Here is an 18,309-nt window from a genome sequence, read left to right as displayed (position 1 = left end):
AGATAATTCTAAATAAACAGATTATCTTTTCAAAACTTTGATCGTTTGTTTTGAACCATCGTACATCTGCAACGTTACCAGATACATTCCTGCTTTCAATTCACTTAAATAAAGAGTTGATTCAGGTTTTGCGATTGATTTAACCAATCTTCCGGCTGTATCAATAATTAGAATTGATTTTACGTTTTTGATATCAGAAATATTCAGTGTATCTATGAACGGATTCGGATACACTTTAATCATTTTACTGGTTACATTATTTTCTCCGGTAGCCAAAACCGGCACAGGCTCTACCGTGAAATTATCAACAAAGAAATCAACATCATTTGAATCTGAAACAGTTCCATTCGTTGAATAAAATGCAAATACGGTATTTGCCGAATTATATCCCGTAAGATCGAGAGAAAACGGTGTAGAGGTGTTTGACGGAGAATTTGCTGCATTCCAAGTCTGAAGGACCGTCCACGAAGTACCCCCATCCTGAGAAACGATAAATTGAACCAAATCATCACTACCCAAAGTTCCCGGAATAGTATCTGCAAAATCAGTCATTCCGTAATCAAATTTAACTCGGTAGCCGGAAGCAGACAAGTCAAAAGTTGGCGACTTCAGCCAGCCAATTCTGGAAGAACCAAAACCATTGTAAACATTAATTTTTACGGCTCCTGTAGAGCCCACATTAAGAAAACCATCTTCAACCCAGAGTGCCGTTCCTGTTCCTGTAGAACCTGTAGCAGGACTTCCGCCTAATGCATTATTAGTCCAGCAGGCACCCGGAACTCCATTATTAAAGTTATTGGTATAACCAGAGGTAGGAACAAACGGAGTACACACTGTTACAAAACTCCTTTCAGAACAAGATTGAGAAACTACCTGCGCATCATAAGCATTTACAGTATAAAAATACGTTGTACTATTATTAAGTGACGTTGGTAATGTATAGGTTAAAACACTTCCCACATCTACATTGTTTAATATATTAGTTCCACCAGAAGTAGTTCCCATAGTAATTCTATACCCTGTAGCACCAGTAACGGCACCCCATGTAATTGTAGGAGTAAGCGACACATTGGTAGCCGCAGCTGCCGGAGCACTCACAGCCGGACAGAATCCTGAAGTTGTAAACGAAGGTGCCACTATCCATGGACTTGTAGCTCCACCGCAATTTGACCTTACATAGATATAGTAGAGTGTTGAAGGGTTAAGAGGATTAACAACATACGAACCGGTAACATTGGTATAAGTAGGAGTTGCTGTTGAAGCTGGAGGAACGTTACTTGTACTTACAAAAACATCATAATTATTCACCGGATTTGAAGATGAGGCCACCCAACTGATCGTTGCGGATTTATAAGTGATAGCAGATACAGCAAGCCCTGTCGGTTCTACACAAGCAGGAATTTCCTCTACTGATATATTATCAATATAAACACTTCTATACGTTCCACCCAAACCATGCCTGAAAGCAAGATAATTATTGGCACCTGCCGGAATATTAACAATATATTGAGTCCATGAAGACGAAAGCGTTATTGATGAACCTATAGCTGCGTAAGAAGCCGGATTGGATATACTTGATAATGTACCAACCTGCAAACTATACGACGAGCTTCCTGACCTGGCCATGAATTTAACCCTCTTGTTACCGTCAGATAAATTAGAGGTTTCAGGCGACACTAACATGATATTTCCAGAATTAGCTGCATCGTTATAGAGATAAAATGAATTCGGTGCAGAATAATTTGTAGAAGTTACGTAACCATAACCAGCACTTCCGGAAGTCTCTATGTATGACCAGCATAGCGGAGCATTTGTATTTGAACTTCCTCCAGTAGCTGTAGTATCAAAATTCTCACTATAAGGCGCCAAGGTTGCCGGACAAACCGTAGTAAATGCACGTTGCGTACAAGAAGCCGAATTACTAGTAGATGTATACGCATTTACCGTATAATAATAAATGGTGCTGTTATTTAATGGCGTCCCGAATGTATAAGTGAGTACATTCCCCAGATCAATATTATTCAACACATTCGTTCCTCCCTGTGTAGTTCCGACCGAAAGTCTATATCCTGTAGCATCTGTTACCGCATTCCAATTGATTGTTGGCGTTAATGACATGTTAATTGCACCAGCAGAAGGCGCTGTCACAGTAGGACAACCAATATTTTTCGTGGTAAATGAAATCTCTGTACATCCCGTCGCTGCACCATTTGCATTTGATGGTAAAATTGTTACATAATACAGTTTACCATACAACAATTGAGATGCCGCTGGAATTGTATACGTAGTCACATTTCCAACATCAACACCATTCATCACATCTGTCCCCCCAGCAGTCGTACCTAAATTAATCTTATAAGAAGCAGCTCCAGAAACCGCTCCCCAAGTGATTGTCGGAGTAATCGACTGTGCTGTAGCATTATTTACCGGTGCACTTACTGTTGTACAAGGTGGAGGAACCGTAGAAACAACAATGCTAAGATTATCCACAAATATATCATTACTGCCATAGTCTGCAGTTGCCGATAATCTAACAATAGCATTGGAAGCATTGGAATTAATAATAAAAGAAGGCCTTGTCCAAGCCGAATTTGTAGTAACAGAACCAATCGAAGTAAATGTCACACCATTATCAACAGAATAAAGCACATCCAGCTTATCCGATCCACTATTGTTTCTATAATCGAAAGATATAATTCTTACTCCCGGACCCCCAGAAGAAAGATTCACATATAAATCCATATTTCCAACGAGACCTGCATTTGCATAATAAGAATGGAATCGGGCGGTAGGCGCAACAGCCGGAGCAACAATAGAAGTTACACTACTAGTTGATTCAGCATTATCATACCATCCTGATGTACTGGTATACCCGACACTCGATACAGGAATATCATTCTGCCTCCAACTGGAATTACCGCGGGAAGGCCACGTTCGCCAATATGTAGAATTCGGAAGATCACCAGTGGAGTTACCATTTGCCCAACTGGAAAAATCTTCATTAAACGGAAGGCTTGCATAGACAGTAGGTGCCGAAAGCCATGCTCCAGGAGCATAAGTAAAGGTAAGTCCACTAGCTGGAACCGTTGCTGCATTTGTAGTACCTAAAGTACAACTGGAAGAGTTCGCAGTTCCAACACTTGTTGCCGTCCAGTCTGTACCCAATCTGTTATTCACATCCCCCGTTCCATCAGCTCCCCTCAGTCCAACCTGACCGGTTGCGGTAGCAGTCCCAGAGACACAATTCCCATAGACAATAGCAACCGTATTGGTATTTAAATCCAATTGAATTTGAAAATTCAGCAATTGCGTAGCTGATCCACCACTTGCTTTCAAATCCGTAAATTGAATAATAAATTTACTTCCTGTGTTCTCGTAAGCAATTTCAGAAGTAGTGGTATTTGCATTAACAAGGTTTGATGCAAAACCCGCTATAGCACCTTCAGCCAAATTAGGCACAGAAGCATTGGTAGAAAGTCCGGTATAAGTTGTGCTCAGCGGAGCACTTCCGAAAGTTACAAAACCATTATTACTGATAAATAACGACGTATATGTCTTGCCATTAAACCTAAATGCCGGAATCGTAATCGCGGACGAAACCCCGTTTGTCCCAAGCGTAACACCCGATTGCCATACGGTTTTACTACCACTTAAAGGAACATAAGATCCTGATGACTGTGCAAATCCATACCCATTGTAGGTATTAGGAGTGGAAGCCTGAGGCGGCCCCACCTGTGCAAAGGAGGCTGCACCAACAGCCAGCAAGCACGTGAGTAAAAGTTTTTTCATGCTTTAGTAAAATAAATTAGGGTGGTAAAGATATCATTTATTTCATAAAAATGTTAAAATATCATAAATAATAAAACATACCACAATTTTATTTTATAAAAAATAACAAAAAAGCAAACAAACATTTGATTTTTTGAATATTATATATTTTAAAATTAAATTAATAATTGATTAATAATCAGATAATTGAATTTACTCACAATTTCAGGATTTAACAGATCATTTGCTACTTAACATAATAAAATAATTATAAAAACAAGAGAATGAAATAATTATAAACAAAAAAGTGACTTATGATAAGCCACTTTTCTATATTTTATAAAAGAAATTATTCTAATTCAGATAAAACTCGTATTTATTAAGCAATTGAATTTCTTTAATTAAATCACCATTAAGATTGACTGAATGTTTCATAGATTGGACTTCCAAATGATCGGCTCCGGCATCATGATCAATATTTTTTATATAAAATTTCAACTTCTGATCACCTTGATTTCTTTCCAAAACCTTTCTGAAAAAATTGAGATCTTCTGCTCTGAAATCCATCACATCCATTACCAAAGAAATACTTTTAGCATACCTCTCGAAAGCCTCCTGAAGCTCAATTACATCATTTACATTGACAAAAACCCGTCCATCCTTTACCTGAGCAAATTTAATTTTAAAAATAACAAACCGCTGAACTTCAAGCTTTTCCTTTAATTTCATATAATCTCGATCTCCCAATCTGAAAGAATATGATCCGGAATAGTCTTCCAACGTCACAAAAGCTACTTTTTCACCGCTTCTGAAACCGTCTTTTACGATATATTCGGTGATCAAGCCGGCAACCGTATACTCTTTTCCCCCGCCACCGTTTTCTCTTTCTTTTTGTAAAGTTTTCCAGTCTTTTTTCTTTTCCTCAAATAATTCTTCCTGTTTATTCGCAAAAGCCTGTTCCTTATAAGCATCTACCTCATCAAGATTCAAAAAGTGAAAAACACCCTTCGGCTCCGCTTTTTTCTTTACTTCTTCAATCACTTCTTCCTCTTCTCCAGCAACAATATCATCGGAAACAATTTCTATCAGATCTGCAGCTTCATCTATGGAATCTTTTTCTAAAATCGGGGCATCATCAGTAATAATTTTCTCCTCTTCATCTTTTATTAATACCGAATCTTTAGACAGCCTCCCCTGCATAAACTGATATTCAAATTTAAATTCATCCAGCGGATGCGCAGAAAGATAGAAACCGATAATTTCCTTTTCTTTATTTAGCTTATGCATATTCGGCCATTCCGGACAAGGTGCCAATTTCGGCTGCTCAATCTGAACTTCTTCCGCAAAATCCGCAAAAAGAGAATGTTCCATTTCATTTTTACTTTCCTGAAAGCTTTGTCCGTAACGGATCAGTCTTTCAAGATTGGTTCTTCCTGCCATATCAATATCAAAATACTGACCTCTGTGAAAAGTATCCAGCTCATCGAAACCTCCTGCCAAAACCAAACTTTCCGCAACCCTCTTGTTCATTTGAGATGGCAAAATTCTTTCAAAGAAATCGTAAATATTTTTAAACCTTCCGTTTGCTGCTCTTTCTCTTGTAATTGCTTCGCTCGGCCCTTCACCAATACCTTTGATGGCACCCAGACCGAAGCGGATCTGCCCTTTTTCGTTTACGGAAAATTTATATTGAGATTCGTTCACATCCGGCCCCAAAACATCAACCCCCATACTTTTGCAATCCTCCATGAACATGGTAATCGCTTCCGTATTGTTAATGTTATTACTCATCACACTTGCCATATATTCTGCAGGATAATTGGCTTTTAAAAATGCTGTCTGATAAGCAATCAAGGCATAACAGGTAGAGTGAGATTTGTTGAAAGCATATTCAGCAAAAGCTTTCCAGTCGTTCCAGATTTTTTCTAATCTTTCTTCGTTCAGATTATTTTTTCGTCCGCCTTCGATGAACTTCGGGTACATTTTATTCAGAACGTCAATCTGCTTTTTACCCATTGCCTTTCTAAGCGTATCGGCCTCACCTTTTGTAAAGTTGGCCAGTTTCTGGGACAGCAACATTACCTGCTCCTGATAAACGGTAATTCCGTAGGTTTCCTTTAAATATTCCTCTGTTTCCGGTAAGTCATAAACAATTTCCTCGATTCCATGTTTTCTGTTGATAAAGTTCGGAATATATTTAATCGGACCCGGTCGGTACAATGCATTCATCGCAATAAGGTCGGCAAAAACCGTGGGCTTAAGCTCTCTCATATACTTTTGCATTCCCGGACTTTCGTACTGGAAAATACCGATCGTTCTTCCTTCTTTAAATAACTGGTAGGTTTTAGTGTCTTCAAGACCTATTTCATCAGGATTGATATCTATTCCATGTCTCTCTTTAACCAGTTTTAAAGCATCTTTAATAATGGTTAAAGTTCTCAGACCTAAAAAGTCCATTTTCAGAAGTCCCGCACTTTCCGCCACCGAGTTGTCAAACTGAGACACCAAAATGTCGGCATCCTTCGCGGCAATCGTCACCGGTACCAGGTTACTCACATCTTCAGGTGTAATAATCACCCCACAAGCGTGAATTCCGGTATTTCGGATGCAGCCTTCCATTTTTTTAGCACTCGCCAAAACGCTGTGACGTGCATCATCAGGAGTACTGAGAACATACTTCATCTCATCGACAAGCATCTGTTCTTCAGGTTTCAGCTTATCATATTTAGATAAAGCCTTTGCTATATTCATCCCCGGACTTGGAGGAATCAGTTTGGCAATATTATTGGTATCAGGAATCGGGACATCCAAAACTCTTCCCGCATCTTTAATTGCAGATTTCCCACCCAGAACTGAGTACGTAATAATCTGGGCTACCTGCGTTTTACCATATTTTTCAACAACCCATTTGATAATTTTATCCCGGCCTTCATCATCGAAGTCGATATCAATATCGGGCATGGAAACCCTTTCAGGGTTAAGAAATCTCTCAAAAAGGAGATCATATTTAATCGGGTCAACGTTGGTAATTCCGATACAATATGCAACCGCCGAACCCGCTGCAGAACCACGACCCGGACCAACCCAAACGCCCATTTTACGGGCTTCATTACAGAAATCCTGTACAATCAAAAAGTAACCAGGATAACCTGTATTGGCAATAACTTCCAATTCAAAATCCAAACGTTCACGTACGTCGGCAGTTATGCCTTCTTCACCATATCTTTTTCTGGCACCTTCATATGTCAAATGTGTTAAATATGCCATCTCACCGCGTTTCCCACCGTCAATTTCATCTTCTGCGTGAATAAATTCCTCCGGAATATCGAATTTTGGAAGGAGAACGTCTCTTTTTAGAGTATAAGGTTTAAATTTTGCTGTAAATTCTTCATACGCCTCAAAAGCATCAGGATACGCCAGAAAAGTTTCTTTAATTTCATCTGCATTTTTGATGTAGTATTCACCCGTCGCCAAACCTCTTCTCTTTCCAAAGCCTTTGCCGACAGGGGTTGTCAGTTTTTCGCCATCTTTGATACAGCTTACAATATCCTGAATATTAGAATCGTCTTTATTGGAATAAAACGTTTCGTTCTGTGCTAAGATTTTAACATTATATTTATCTGCAAAATGCAATAAAACATCATTCAAATGCTCTTCTTCAGGCAGTTTGTGATTCTGAATCTGAACATAAAAATCATCACCAAAAGTGTCTTTCCACCATTTGAAAAGTTCCTCTCCTTTCTGTTCACCAGTATTTAAAATCGCATCCGGAATATCTCCGTGAATTCCCGACGTCAAAGCAATAACTCCTTCTTTATATTCTGCAATCAGCTCCCGGCTAATCCTTGGTACTCCAAAATAAAATCCTTTCAGGAAACCTATACTTGAAAGTTTTGCTAAATTTTTATAGCCGGTAAAATCTTTTGCCAACAAAACAACCTGCGTTCTTCTGTCAGGATCATCTTTGGTAAACTGTTTTTGCTCATAACGGTCTGAAATATAAAACTCACACCCCACAACAGGAATCAAAGGCTCAGAACTCGGTTCTTCTTCATTAAATTCTTCTCCTTTCTCTTCCGCTTCCTGCTTTTTGGCTAAATATTCTTTATGCTTTTTCGCACGGTCACCATTCGCTCCTTCAACCGCAGAAACGAATTTGAAAGCCCCCATCATATTTCCAAGATCCACCATTCCGACAGCTGGAAAATTATCATCAGTCGCTTTTTTAATTAAATCATTAATGCTTGAAGTCGCCATCAGTGTGGAAAAAACACTGTGATTGTTGAAATTGAAATATTTGCCTAAATCAATCTCATCAATACTTCCGAAATCCTGCTGTTTTTTCTTGTTGTTAAAATCAGCAACCTGCCTTCTGATAATAATATTGAAAGGCTTGATCGGATCTGGATACAATGTTTTGAAATACGCCAACTGATCTTCCGACGTTTTCAGAACCTCAGCAGGAATTACCCCAATTCTCATCATTTCGAAGAAAACCTGAGCCGTTGCATTTACGTCTGCCGCCGCGTTGTGTGCTTCATCGAACTTATGACCATATAATTTTTCGTACAATTCTTCCAGTTTCGGGGGTTTAAATCTTCCTCCCCGGCCTCCTCCAAGCTGGCAAAAATCCGTACCCAAAATCATGGTATCGGCTCTTGGTTTTTCCTGAAGATTGTCTTTTATATTTTTTCGGTAAAATTCAGCTCCGACAATGTTGTAATCAAACTCAACATTATGTCCGGAAACGACTCTTACTTTTTCTAAAACTTTGGCAAATTCATTTAAAATCTCTTCAAGGTCACGACCTTCTTCATTGGCGATTTTTGTAGTGATCCCGTGAATTCTTGCTGCGTTGAAGGGAATATCGTACCCTTCAGGTTTTATAATATAATCCTGGTTTTCAATTAAAGTTCCGTCATCATCGTGCAACTGCCACGCAATCTGAACCATTCTTGGCCAGTTGTCTGAGTCTGAAAGCGGAGCGTTGAAATTCTTTGGTAAACCTGTGGTTTCTGTGTCAAAAACTAAATACATGTAATTTTTCTAGCTTTTTTATTAAAAGAGAATGTAAAGTTACTTCAATTTTTTGTCTTCTGAAATTAGTTTTTATAAATCCCGCTAAATCATGGTATAAATAGCGGGAAGCCACCCTTTGAACTTCCAAATAAAATTCCATTCAGAACTCAATGAAAATCATTCAATTACCCAAAAACACTAACAATTGTTAGTATTTTGTTTTTTTGTTTATCTTTGTTTCCTATGGAAAATACACTTCACGAGAAAGTTTCACAGGATATTCTGCTCAAGGCTTACAACCACATGATGCTGGCGAAAGCTATGGCAGACATTTATGAGGAAAACAGAAATGTTACCAAATATGTTCACAGTACATCAAGAGGGCACGAAGCGATTCAGTTGGCAACTGCTTATCAGTTAAAAAAGGAAGACTGGGTTTCTCCTTATTACAGAGACGAAAGCATTCTTTTGGGAATTGGTTTCGAGCCATATCAACTGATGTTGCAATTATTGGCAAAAGCTGATGATCCTTTTTCAGGAGGTAGATCTTACTACTCTCACCCATCGAGCAGAGATGAAGACAAACCCAAAATCATTCATCAAAGTTCGGCAACCGGAATGCAGACAATTCCGACTGCTGGTGTTGCTCAAGGAATAAAATATATTCAGGATTTCAATTTACAGCAATTTGAAAACAATCCGGTTGTTGTTTGCAGCCTTGGAGACAATTCTGTAACGGAAGGTGAAGTGAGTGAAGCACTTCAGTTTTCAGCATTACATCAGCTTCCTATCATTTTCCTTGTTCAGGATAATGAATGGGGAATTTCCGTAACGAAAGATGAAGCAAGAACCTGTGACGCTTACGATTTCGTAGCAGGATTCACGGGTTTAAGCAGAATGAGAGTGGACGGAACAGATTTCGTAGAAAGTTTCGAAGTGATGAAAAAAGCGGTTGATTTTGTACGAACTGAAAGAAAACCTTTAGTTGTTTGTGCAAAAACAGTTCTAATTGGTCACCATACTTCCGGAGTAAGAAGAGAATTCTATAGAGATGAAGAAGATTTAGCAAAACACAGAGCAAAAGATCCGGGAGAAATACTTAGAAATCAATTGATCGATGCGGGAGTTGATGAAGAGTTATTAAAACAAATCACGAAAAAAGCCCGTCTTGAAGCTGAAGAGGCATTCGACAGAGCTCAAAAAGCAGAAGATCCGAAGCCTGAAACGGTAATGAATCACATTTTTGCACCTACTCCGATTACGGAGGAAGTGGGAACCCGTGAGCCTGAAGGCGGAGAAAAAATCGTCATGGTTGATGCTGCGATCCACGCGATTCAGGAACTGATGTGGAAGCATCCGGAAGCTTTATTGTACGGACAGGATGTTGGAGAAAGAATTGGTGGAGTTTTCCGTGAAACGGTGACTTTAGGAAAGAAGTTCGGAAGCAAAAGAGTTTTCAATACAGCCATTCAGGAAGCTTATATCATAGGTTCCACAACGGGAATGAGTGCAGTTGGCTTAAAACCGATTGTTGAAGTTCAGTTTGCAGATTATATTTATCCGGGAATCAATCAGTTGATTACGGAGATTTCAAAATCGAGTTATTTAAGTCAGGGTAAATTTCCTGTAAGCAATATCATCCGTGTTCCGATCGGAGCTTACGGAGGGGGCGGTCCTTATCACAGTGGAAGTGTTGAAAGTATTTTAGCAAATATTAAAGGAATTAAAATCGCTTATCCTAGTAATGCAGCCGATTTTAAAGGTTTATTAAAAGCAGCTTATTACGATCCGAATCCAATTATCATGTTGGAACATAAAGGTCTTTACTGGAGCAAAGTTCCGGGAACTGAAGATGCAAAAACGATCGAACCGGCAGAAGATTACATCTTACCTTTCGGAAAAGGAAAAGTTATCATCGAAGCTGATACAAATGAAACTGAAAAAGGCAGAACTTTATTGGTTGTGACTTATGGAATGGGTGTTTATTGGGCTAAAGAAGCGGTGAAGAATTTTAACGGAAGAGTTGAGGTGATCGATTTAAGAACATTAATCCCTTTGGATGAGGAATTGGTTTTCGAAAGAGTAAAAGCCCACGGAAAGTGTATCGTTTTAACGGAAGAGCAGCTTAATAATTCATTTGCGGAAGCTTTTGCACACAGAATTTCTAAGAATTGCTTCAAATACCTTGATGCTCCGGTTGAAACGATGGGATCTTTGGATACTCCAGCTGTTCCTATCAACTTAGTTTTGGAAAAAGCAATGCTTCCCAACGCTGAAAAACTAAGTGCAAAAATCGAAGAAATGCTGAAATATTAATTCGGATAAAAAATAAAATTTAACCTCTAAAAATTTTTTAGAGGTTTTTTTGTACGCTTTTTGCTAACTTGGATTTATAAAAATTCAACATTTATAATGATTACCACAAAATACGTCAATTACAAACAGGTTCTCAATTTGTCAGGTTTCCATGTTATCCTGATTTCCATTTGGTGTACGTTGATTGCAGTTCTTTTTCATTTTTTCAATTGGCAGTGGATGATCATTCCCTGGGTTCCTGTTGCACTTATCGGTACGGCAGAAGCTTTTTTGGTAGGTTTTAAAAATAATCAGGCTTATGACAGACTGTGGGAAGCAAGAAAAATTTGGGGCGGTATTGTAAATTCGAGCCGGATGCTTGGATCCATGGTGTATGCGTTCGATACAGGCAACGAGGAAGTAGGCAAATTCGATCTGGAAGACCGCCGCAGAAAAATAGTCTGCCGCCATATCGCATGGCTGTATCAACTTCGTGAACAGCTTTTGATCCCCACTGAATGGGAGCACATTAAAGTGGAAGAAGAACAGTTCAAGAATATCGACCATAAACGTAACCGACTGATCAAAGCCGGATTTCCGGATTACGGAAGGACTCCTATTTTCCTCAACAAATATCTATCCGAAGAAGAAGCGGAACTACAGTCTCACTATAAGAATTTTGCAACTTATCTTATTGCTCAGCAGTCAAAGGATGTGAATGAGCTGAAAAATATGAATGTTATCTCAGATTTTAATCAAAAGCAATTGCAGGATTGCCTTAATGAATTTTATACGTTGCAGGGACAGGCAGAAAGAATCAAGAAATTTCCTCTGCCAAGACAGTTTGCGAGCACAGCTTTTGTGTTTAATGTCATTTTTATTATGCTGCTTCCTTTAGGTTTGGTAAGTGAATTTGCCAAGTTGGGTGATTGGGGAATCTGGGCATCCATTCCGTTTTGTATTACAATTGGATGGATTTATATCATTATGGAACTGGTGGGAGACTATTCTGAAAATCCTTTTGAAGGACTGATGTTTGATATTCCGATGCTTTCGATTTGCAGAACGATTGAAATTGACCTTTTGCAAATGACGGGAGAAAAAGATCTTCCTGATCCTATTGCCTCTAAAAATGGGGTCTTAGTTTAGTTGACTTAAAAGTTTTTAATTTAAGAGCCTTTTTTCATTCTGTAGGAATCTGAGTACAATAACTCTAATGCTATACTGAGATAACTACAGAATAGTAAATTTTTCGATTTTTTTCTATATTTTATTTGAATGACTGCTACCCTAGCCCCGATTGCAGCTTTGTTTGAGCTCATTTTTTTGGTTCCGGGGCGGCAGCGAAGCTGCCGCCCCGGAACCAAAAAAATAGCGAGTGCGAAAAGCGGGAAAAAGATCCTAAAAAATATTTACAACACAATCGCTGTTGTATTCTTCACTTCAGAGATCATGAAAGAACTGTGTGTGCTTGCGATATGTTGTAAAGTCGTGAGTTTCGATAACATAAAATTCCGGTAATCTTCCATATCTTTTACTCCGATCTTTAGAATATAATCGTAATCACCGCTTACATGGAAACATTCTGTAACTTCCTGTAAATTCATCACTTCTTTTTCAAACTGAAGGACATATTCTTTTTTATGTTGGGTTAGTTTTACATGACAAAGAACAATAAAATCCCGGTTAACTTTATAACGGTCCAGAATCGCTACATATTTAGAAATCACCCCTGTATTTTCCAGTTTTCGGATACGCTCATAAACAGCCGTCACCGACAATCCAAGCTTGTAAGACAGCTCTTTGGTCGTTTGTTTGGAATCTTCCTGCAAAAACAGCAGCAGTTTTTTATCAATTTCATCAAAGTTCATAGATAAATTTTTGTTAAAAGTTTATAATAATCAAATATAATAAACTTTTTTTCTATCAAAATAAATTATAGTAGATTTATATTCTAAATAATTAAAATAACATTGTAATACTTCCTCAACTTATTCATATTTATCACAGAAAAATCTATGTATATATGAAAGACTTTAATGCGGCAAATGAAATTCAGGACTTACAATATTTTGGCGAATTTGGCGGAGTAAACCCATCAATTTCAGACAGTTCTACTTACACTTTCCTTTCTGCAAAAACCATGTTTGATACCTTTGAGGGAAATGCAGACGGCTGTTATTTATATTCAAGACATTCTTCACCGATGAATCTGTACCTTTCTCAGGCATTGGCAAAAATGGAAAATACGGAAGCCGCCAACGTTACGGCTTCAGGTATGGGAGCCATCACTTCTGTTTTAATGCAGGTTTGTAAATCGGGAGATCACATTATTTCCAGCAGAACCATCTACGGTGGAACGTACGCTTTTATGAAAAATTTTCTTCCGCCATTTCAGATTGAAACGTCTTTCCTTGACATCAATAATTTCGAATCTATCGAAAATGCCATACAAAAAAACACTAAAATTATATTTTGTGAAAGTGTGAGCAACCCGTTATTGGAAGTTGCTGATCTGAGAAAGCTATCGGAAATCTGTAAAAAACACAACTTAAAACTGATTGTTGATAATACTTTCTCACCACTTTCTATTTCTCCGACATTATTGGGGGCAGATATTGTTATTCATTCTTTAACTAAATTTATTAATGGAAGCAGTGATACGGTAGGCGGGGTTTATTGCGGAACGCAGGAATTCATTAATGACACTAAAAACGTAAACACCGGAGCGTGCATGCTACTCGGCCCTACCATGGACAGTTTCCGATCTGCGAGTATTCTTAAAAATCTGCGAACGCTTCACATCAGAATGAAGCAACACAGTCACAATGCCATGTATCTTGCTAAAAGATTCGAGGAAGATGGATTAAAAGTTTCTTATCCCGGATTAAAATCTCACAAAAACCACGAATTAATGAAAACGATGATGCAGGAAGAATACGGATTCGGTGGATTATTAACCTTAGATGCCGGAACTACGGAAAAAGCCAATGAACTGATGGAAATGATGCAGCAGGAAAACTTAGGGTATTTAGCGGTAAGTTTAGGCTTTTACAAAACATTATTCTCATGCTCAGGAAGCTCAACCTCTTCTGAAATACCGGAAGAAGAACGAGAGGCGATGGGAATTTCCGACGGACTGATCAGATTTTCCATAGGATTGGATCACGACATTGAACGAACCTACGAAAAGATGAAAGAATGCATGCTAAAAACAGGCGTTCTCAACCATGAAACCATTTCTATATTCTAACTATTGTTATAAAAGCTGTTGATATCGACAGCTTTTATTATTTTAATTCTTTCCACACTAATTACATTTTTTTAAACGCAAAGTTTAATTTTAAATGATAAATATTTTTAAGAAGCAGAGAGGAATCAACATGTTGATTAATGAAGCGTATGTTTCTAGCTTGACGTAGCAAATTTATTTGCCTTTGCTTTCTAAGATAAATAGTTGCTAAAAAAATCTTCATTAAAAAATTACCCTAGAAAGTAATGCCTCACAAATTTAGTGTTAAAACTAAACCTTATGAAAATGTTTTGGAAAAGCTTCTTCAGGTTTCATTTTTAAAACATTCAGTAAAATCCATGACTTTAAAAAACCGTAACCATAAGAAAACATCTGGATATACGTTGAAATAACCGCCATTCCTGCGATTGCGATATTTTTGGTAACAATCATTGAGTGAATCAAAACCATAAAAGTATACAATCCGAAAAGTGCTAAAATAACCCCTTTTCCTAAAATAAAATATTCAATAAATCCTAAAACATACCCCAGCAAAAACAAAGTCGGAAACGCAAAAGAAATTTTCACATAATTCGGATGTCGCTGGTTGAGGATCGGTCTTGCACAACCGAATTGGTAAACCTGTTTTGAGAACTTCCCAAAATCGACCCTTCTTTTGTGATATACCGCAATATTATCAAAAAAAGCAGTTGTAAATCCATTTTCCCAAAGCGTCATCGACAAGTCTGGATCCTCTCCTATTCTCATCTCTGAAAAACCTCCAACTTTTTCAAACACCTCTTTTTTTATTCCCATATTAAAACTTCTGGGCTGGAATTTTGAAACCGCATTTTTATTCCCGCGGATTCCACCTGTCGTAAAAACAGAAGTCATAGAATAAGAGATCGCTTTCTGCATCAGATTAAAACCCTTGTGCGCTTTATCTGCTCCTCCAAAGGCATCGCACGGAATCTCAACAATGCTTTTTTTAATACTTTCAATATAATCTTTCTCTACAATTACATCACTATCTACGAAAACAAGCCATTCGTTTTCAGCTCTTCTGGCTCCGTAATTTCTCGATAAGCCCGGTCCGGAATTGTCTTTCCTAAAATATTTTATTTGTAAAAATTCTTCAAATTTTGCTATCGTAGGTTTAAGGTCAACCTGTGAACCGTCATCTACAATAATCACTTCAAACTCTCTGTCTGTCTGCGCAGTTAAAGAGTTCAGAAGTTCAAAAAGTTCGTCTTTACGATTAAAAATGGCAACGATAATGGAAATTGTAGGCTTCAAATCTGAAAATTTTTCAAAATTACTTATTAACGGAGGAATGCGCAAACTTGTTTCATATTAATTAAACGGGATACACAATAAAATAACATATAGATCTCAAATTATTATTTGAGAAATTTTTCAACATCTCTAAAAATTTAAATTTTTAGTTAAATTTTTCTTTTTTTAAGTAATTTTGATTTTCAAATACAAATGAAATGACAATTGCTGTAAAGGAATTTAAATATTCAATGATAACTTTTATTCTCTCATTATTATCTAATATCACCATTATTTCTTTGCTTTATTATTTTTTTAACATCCGTCAATTTCCACCCAAATATGGACGCGATTTTTGGATAATTGCTGTTCTAATTTTATTGGCAATAACCTTTTTTATTAAAAAAATTTGCGTTCAAAAATTAGATTTATCTTCATCCCGAAAAAGCATTATTATCTTTACATCTATGTTTTGTTCTTATTTGATCATGCTTTTTAATGTAGAATTATTATCACATTGTGGAATAAAAACAAAAGAAATACCGAATATTGAAAGTGTTTATTCTGCGAAAAGCAGATATTTAGTGATAAAAAATTTTGAAGTAATTCGGCAGCCTATTATTTATTCTCATATCGTGAGTCAAAAAAAGCCTGTAAGTAGATATGCACAAGTTATTTATATTTATCCTTTCAAATCTGAAAAATATGATATTTTCTACTGTTTAAAATTTAAAAAAGATATCGAAGGAAAGAACAATGAAGAAAGGCAAAAGAAAGCAATGAATGATTTATTGCTTTATACGAGAGATACGTTAATGAAAAAATATGATTTTCAGAAAATAAAAACCTTTGAATACATTACAAAAATGTCACCTGAATACAATGAGTTTTCGCAAGCAATTTCATCTAACAAAAACGTAATATTTTTAAAACCTAATACAGATAATATGGAAAAAAAAGCTGATAAAGAAATCCTATTTTCGGCGAAATCAATACTTGTCGCTTTTTTGGCATATATTGCTATTTTTCTTTTAACTAGAGTAACTAATTGGAAATAATCATATAAAAATTCCTGATTTAAAATAAATACAAAACACCGCAGAAACAAATAACAAAATTACAGAGCTACTGAACAACAGCCATTGAAATACACTCTTGAAATAATATTTTTCTAAAACATATAAAATATAAAAAACAAGAAAAGATAAAGTTAAGCCCATTAACGACACAACAATAAGTGTCTGAACGTAATTTTCAGCAGGTAGCGGATCTTTAAAAACTAAAAACAACAGAACGGTAGAAATTAACAGAAACACTGCACTTACGGTCTCTGTAAAATACTTTCTTTTCTTTTTTATTTTAGATTTTTCATGGTAAGATGAAGATGAAGAATTACTGCCTAATAATTCCATAACATCCATTACAACGCCAAAAATATCTAGAAAATCGAAATTCATAGTTTGTGTTTTGACAAAAATATATTTTTTATTTAAGATGATAAAAAAACCTTCCGAAAACGGAAGGTCTAATTTTTATTTATCTTCTAATTTATGTACTTTTTTCGTACCCTCATACATTTCATACTGAAGGAATCTCGTCTCTAATTTTCCGTTGAAAAGTTTGATTTTTCTTGACGGACGAAGGCCAATTTTCTTTACAGCTTCCAGATCAGAAGAAATCAGCCATGCTAAAGTATTCGGATAGTGAGTTTTGAAGGTATCTCCTATTTTTTTGTAGAAATCATCATCATTAATCGAAATCCTTTCATCATAAGGCGGATTGAAGACCATTAACAAAGGGAAAAGCTCTTTTTTAGAATCAAAGAAATTCTGTTTTTTCACTTCAATAACGTCTTCCATTTCGGCTGCTTCAATATTCATTCTCGCCGCATTCAGCATTCTTGCGTCGATATCATAACCTACAATTTTTCCTGTAAATTCTCTTACACGATTGATTCTGAATTCTTTTATTTTCGTAAACAAATCTGCGTCATAATTTTTCCAGTTTTGGAAAGCAAATCTTTTTCTGAAAATCTGAGCCGGAAGATCCATTGCAATCATAGCCGCTTCAATTAAAAGCGTCCCGGAACCACACATCGGATCAAGGAAATTACCTTTTCCGTCCCAGCCTGCCAATTGTAGCATTCCGCTGGCAAGAACTTCATTAATCGGTGCCTCACCCTGTTCTCTTCTGTATCCTCTTTTAAACAAAGCATCACCGGAAGAATCCAAAGAAATGGTCACCAATTCTCTGTCGATATGAAGATGAAATTTAATATCCGGATGTTTGGGCTCTACATTCGGACGTCTTTTGAATTTTTCCTGAAAATAATCCACGATCGCATCTTTCATCTTTAAAGTCACGAATTGTGAATGTTTGAACGTTTCAGAATTTACTGTTGCATCGATCGCAAAGGACTGATCAACATCCATGAACTGTTCCCATTCCATTTTAAAAAGCCTGTCATAAAACTGATGCTGGTTGAAAGCCTTGAATTCATGAATCGGAACTAAGATTTTTAAAGCCGTTCTTGCAGAATAATTAATTTTATAAAGAAACCCCAAATCACCTTCGCAATTCACCGCACGGTTTTTAACCTCAACCTTTCTGCCTCCCAATTTTTTAATTTCTTCAGCCAAAATCTGCTCTAATCCGAAGAATGTTTTTATCTGGATCTGTATATTTTCTATGTTCATGGTGCAAAAATACAATTTTAGTTG

Annotated in this window: 10 protein-coding genes; 4 read left to right on the top strand and 6 right to left on the bottom strand. The window is 36.9% G+C overall.

Annotated features, from left to right (window positions below; all coding sequences use genetic code 11):
* Positions 1 to 21 precede the first annotated feature (21 nt).
* A complete protein-coding gene (locus BUA89_RS01865; RefSeq protein WP_072952924.1) occupies positions 22 to 3,789 on the bottom strand; it encodes a T9SS type A sorting domain-containing protein in 3,768 nt (1,255 codons plus the stop codon).
* 333 nt (positions 3,790 to 4,122) lie between these two features.
* The gene (gene dnaE / locus BUA89_RS01860) at positions 4,123 to 8,805 is read right to left on the bottom strand and encodes a DNA polymerase III subunit alpha (protein WP_072952923.1); all 4,683 of its coding nucleotides are present in this window, start codon (positions 8,803 to 8,805) and stop codon (positions 4,123 to 4,125) included.
* 225 nt (positions 8,806 to 9,030) lie between these two features.
* Here dnaE and BUA89_RS01855 point away from each other — a divergent pair, with 225 nt between their 5' ends.
* Entirely contained in the window at positions 9,031 to 11,103 is a 2,073-nt protein-coding gene (locus BUA89_RS01855) for an alpha-ketoacid dehydrogenase subunit alpha/beta (protein ID WP_072952922.1), read from the top strand.
* Positions 11,104 to 11,199: 96 nt separating this feature from the next.
* Positions 11,200 to 12,231 carry a bestrophin family protein gene (locus BUA89_RS01850; protein ID WP_072952921.1) on the top strand — a complete coding sequence of 344 codons (1,032 nt, stop codon included), beginning with the start codon at positions 11,200 to 11,202 and terminating at the stop codon, positions 12,229 to 12,231.
* A 263-nt stretch (positions 12,232 to 12,494) separates the two neighbouring features.
* Here BUA89_RS01850 and BUA89_RS01845 read toward each other — a convergent pair whose 3' ends face one another.
* Positions 12,495 to 12,953, bottom strand: coding sequence for an Lrp/AsnC family transcriptional regulator (locus tag BUA89_RS01845; RefSeq protein WP_072952920.1), 459 nt, complete (start codon positions 12,951 to 12,953; stop codon positions 12,495 to 12,497).
* 155 nt (positions 12,954 to 13,108) lie between these two features.
* On the opposite strand from BUA89_RS01845, the gene BUA89_RS01840 reads away from it, so the two are divergent.
* Positions 13,109 to 14,335 carry an aminotransferase class I/II-fold pyridoxal phosphate-dependent enzyme gene (locus tag BUA89_RS01840; RefSeq protein WP_072952919.1) on the top strand — a complete coding sequence of 409 codons (1,227 nt, stop codon included), beginning with the start codon at positions 13,109 to 13,111 and terminating at the stop codon, positions 14,333 to 14,335.
* A gap of 270 nt (positions 14,336 to 14,605) precedes the next feature.
* Here BUA89_RS01840 and BUA89_RS01835 read toward each other — a convergent pair whose 3' ends face one another.
* Positions 14,606 to 15,610: a glycosyltransferase family 2 protein gene (locus BUA89_RS01835; RefSeq protein WP_072953277.1), complete on the bottom strand. Its 1,005-nt coding sequence runs from the start codon at positions 15,608 to 15,610 to the stop codon at positions 14,606 to 14,608.
* 197 nt (positions 15,611 to 15,807) lie between these two features.
* On the opposite strand from BUA89_RS01835, the gene BUA89_RS01830 reads away from it, so the two are divergent.
* Positions 15,808 to 16,647, top strand: a complete 840-nt coding sequence (locus BUA89_RS01830; protein ID WP_072952918.1) for a hypothetical protein — start codon at positions 15,808 to 15,810, stop codon at positions 16,645 to 16,647.
* On the opposite strand, the gene BUA89_RS01825 is transcribed toward BUA89_RS01830, so the two are convergent.
* On the bottom strand, positions 16,648 to 17,046 hold the full coding sequence (locus BUA89_RS01825; RefSeq protein WP_072952917.1) for a branched-chain amino acid ABC transporter substrate-binding protein: 399 nt from the start codon (positions 17,044 to 17,046) through the stop codon (positions 16,648 to 16,650).
* A gap of 75 nt (positions 17,047 to 17,121) precedes the next feature.
* Entirely contained in the window at positions 17,122 to 18,285 is a 1,164-nt protein-coding gene (locus BUA89_RS01820) for a THUMP domain-containing class I SAM-dependent RNA methyltransferase (protein ID WP_072952916.1), read from the bottom strand.
* Positions 18,286 to 18,309 lie beyond the last annotated feature (24 nt).

Source organism: Chryseobacterium arachidis, assembly GCF_900129245.1.
Taxonomy (GTDB): domain Bacteria; phylum Bacteroidota; class Bacteroidia; order Flavobacteriales; family Weeksellaceae; genus Chryseobacterium; species Chryseobacterium arachidis.
Note: the sequence above shows the minus strand (reverse complement) of the source record. Positions and strands in the feature narration are given on the sequence as shown.

Bases quoted from the DNA above. Each gene is read 5' to 3' on its own strand.
- BUA89_RS01865 (WP_072952924.1), bottom strand. From the start codon at position 3,789: ATGAAAAAACTTTTACTCACGTGCTTGCTGGCTGTTGGTGCAGCCTCC.
- dnaE (WP_072952923.1), bottom strand. From the start codon at position 8,805: ATGTATTTAGTTTTTGACACAGAAACCACAGGTTTACCAAAGAATTTC.
- BUA89_RS01855 (WP_072952922.1), top strand. From the start codon at position 9,031: ATGGAAAATACACTTCACGAGAAAGTTTCACAGGATATTCTGCTCAAG.
- BUA89_RS01850 (WP_072952921.1), top strand. From the start codon at position 11,200: ATGATTACCACAAAATACGTCAATTACAAACAGGTTCTCAATTTGTCA.
- BUA89_RS01845 (WP_072952920.1), bottom strand. From the start codon at position 12,953: ATGAACTTTGATGAAATTGATAAAAAACTGCTGCTGTTTTTGCAGGAA.
- BUA89_RS01840 (WP_072952919.1), top strand. From the start codon at position 13,109: ATGAAAGACTTTAATGCGGCAAATGAAATTCAGGACTTACAATATTTT.
- BUA89_RS01830 (WP_072952918.1), top strand. From the start codon at position 15,808: ATGACAATTGCTGTAAAGGAATTTAAATATTCAATGATAACTTTTATT.
- BUA89_RS01825 (WP_072952917.1), bottom strand. From the start codon at position 17,046: ATGAATTTCGATTTTCTAGATATTTTTGGCGTTGTAATGGATGTTATG.
- BUA89_RS01820 (WP_072952916.1), bottom strand. From the start codon at position 18,285: ATGAACATAGAAAATATACAGATCCAGATAAAAACATTCTTCGGATTA.